Below are 1735 nucleotides of genomic sequence, written 5' to 3'. Positions count from 1 at the left end.
CGGCGAGGGCGCCGCAGAAGGCGTCGCCGGCCCCGGTGGTGTCGACCACCCGGACGGCCGGGGCGGGCAGCCGCGCCGACGTCCCGTCCACGACGACCAGCGCGCCCTCTCCACCGAGGGTGACCACGGCGCCCTCGGCGCGTGCGGCCAGCAGCCGGGCGGCCTCGGCGACGTCGTCGGAGCCGGTCAGCTGGCGGGCCTCGACGGCGTTCGCGACGACCAGTGGGCGGCGCCCGGTGGGGCCGGCCTCCGGCAGGGTGCCGGCGGGGGCGGTGTTGTGCAGCCAGCGGGTTGCGCCCGAGGGGCCCGCGGCGGGCAGCGCGGCGGCGGTCGCGCGGATGCACTCCGCGGGGACCTCGTTGCTGGTGAGGACCACGTCGACGGGGAGCAGCCGGAGGCGGAGGAGCGCGGCGGTGACCTCCTCCGGGGTGAGGTGGGTGTTGGCACCGGGGACGACGACGATGCTGTTCTCGCCGGAGGGGTCGACCATGACGATCGCCTGCCCGGTGGGGGCGTCCGGGTGGGTGAGCAGGGCGCCCGTCTCGACCTGCGCGCCCTGCAGGTCGGCGCGCGCCGCCGCGCCCTCGGCGTCCCGCCCGACCTTGGCGACCAGATGCGTCGCGGCCCCCATCCGGGCCGCCGCCACCGCCTGGTTCGCCCCCTTCCCGCCGAAGCCGCGGTCGGCGACGGTGGCGAGGACGGTCTCGCCGGGGGAGGGGAGCACCGGGCAGCGCAGGATGCGGTCGGTGTTGACCGAGCCGATGACGACGACCCGACCGGCGGGGAGCAGCTTCATCGTTCCTCTGTACGCGCTGGGGCGGGGGCGGGGCAAGGAGGCGGGCGGTGTCGGGTGCCGGGCAGGTGTCGGTGGGCGGGCCCGGGGCGCGCGACGGTCGAGGGAGAGCCGGGCGCGAGGCGTGCACGCGGGGCACGGAGCCGGATGGGTGCGGAGCGGGAGCGTGGGGCGGGTGAGGCCATGCGACCCATGGGCTGCCTGTGCCCCAGTGGTGGGGAAGGGGTGCAATTTTGATGCAGACCGGTCTGCATGTTTCCTTGCGTGCGCCCCTGACCTGGGCACATGCCGCTGTCACGGGTCAGTCCCGGGCGTGCGGGCGGGCGCGCCGGGGAGGCATGGGGAGCGGCGTGGCGCGGGTACCACCACGGGTGGCGCTGGTTCGACCGACGGGGGCGCTGCCCGGTGCGAACGGCATCGGGGGAAGTCGAGGGCAGGGGACGTTGTGATCGTCTGGGTCAATGGCACATTCGGGGCGGGCAAGACGAGCGCCTGCCGCGAGCTGGTGGAACTGCTGCCCGGGAGCGTGCTCTTCGATCCCGAGCTGGTGGGCTTCGGCCTGCGCCGGATGCTCCCGGCCGACCGGCTGGCGACGGTGTCCGACTTCCAGGACCTGGCGGCCTGGCGCCGGCTCGTCCCCGAGACGGCCGCGGCGCTGCTCGGCGAGGTCGGGGGCCCGCTGGTGGTCCCGATGACCCTGCTCAGGGAGGACTACCGGGACGAGATCTTCGGCGACCTGGCCTCGCACGGGATCGCGGTGCACCACTTCGTCCTGGACCCTGAAGAAACGATCCTGCGCGACCGCATAGCCCGACGCGACGAGTGCCCGGGCGATCCGGAGGGCAGCGACACCTCCGCCGTGGTGCTGGTGCAGGCCGCCGGGCATGTCGCCGGGCGAGGGCTGTCCAACGTCGTCCTCGAGCGCGCCGATGTGCTCCGACT

2 protein-coding genes are annotated in these 1735 nt (G+C 75.4%); one reads left to right on the top strand and one right to left on the bottom strand.

Translation table 11 applies throughout. The annotated features are described in order from the left end of the window. On the bottom strand, positions 1–796 hold a 796-nt coding region (locus AB0E96_RS40915), incomplete at its 3' end, for a PfkB family carbohydrate kinase (RefSeq protein WP_359831897.1). 442 nt (positions 797–1238) lie between these two features. Between AB0E96_RS40915 and AB0E96_RS40910 the strand changes: the two genes are divergently transcribed. Next, a partial coding sequence (locus AB0E96_RS40910) for an AAA family ATPase (RefSeq protein WP_359831895.1) occupies positions 1239–1735 on the top strand: 497 nt, incomplete at its 3' end.

The organism is Kitasatospora sp. NPDC036755, from assembly GCF_040636595.1.
Lineage (GTDB): Bacteria > Actinomycetota > Actinomycetes > Streptomycetales > Streptomycetaceae > Kitasatospora.
Note: the sequence above shows the minus strand (reverse complement) of the source record. Positions and strands in the feature narration are given on the sequence as shown.